Genomic DNA, 435 nt, shown 5'->3' with positions numbered 1-435 from the left:
ACCAGCCACTCGACGTCAAGCTTCGTGTCTGGGTGGCCGACGTCGAGTTTGTCTCCGGCTACGCAGCGGCGCTGCCCTACGCGCAGACTCTCGAGGCGGAGGTCGACGGGCTGCAGGCGGACCGGCTCAAGGCCCTTCCTCCTCGCCAAGGTTGAGCCGCCGCAGCAGCGGCAGCGCGTACCAGAAGGTCGCGAACATCAGCGCCGCGAAGGTCGTGCAGATCACTGTGACGACGGTGGCGAAGAGAAAGTCGGTGATCAGCAGGACCACCCCGGTCATCGCGAGGGCGAGAAATCCGAGCCCGACGATCGCGAGCCGGTTGGCCATGTAGACAAGCCGGCCCTTCTGCTGCTTGCGGAAGTTGATCCGGTGATAGGCGGATGGAGCGATCAGCAGGGTCGCCGAGATGGTTGTTGCCAGCAGGATGGCCAGGTA

Annotated in this window: 1 protein-coding gene; it reads right to left on the bottom strand. The window is 64.8% G+C overall.

Annotation, left to right across the window (positions count from 1 at the left end):
• Positions 1 to 126 precede the first annotated feature (126 nt).
• Positions 127 to 435, bottom strand: a 309-nt coding sequence (locus I6F37_RS40570) for a DUF6328 family protein (RefSeq protein WP_225154456.1), incomplete at its 5' end; no start/stop codon positions are given.

The organism is Bradyrhizobium sp. NBAIM08 (assembly GCF_020193935.1).
In the GTDB taxonomy this organism is placed as follows: domain Bacteria; phylum Pseudomonadota; class Alphaproteobacteria; order Rhizobiales; family Xanthobacteraceae; genus Bradyrhizobium; species Bradyrhizobium yuanmingense.
Note: the sequence above shows the minus strand (reverse complement) of the source record. Positions and strands in the feature narration are given on the sequence as shown.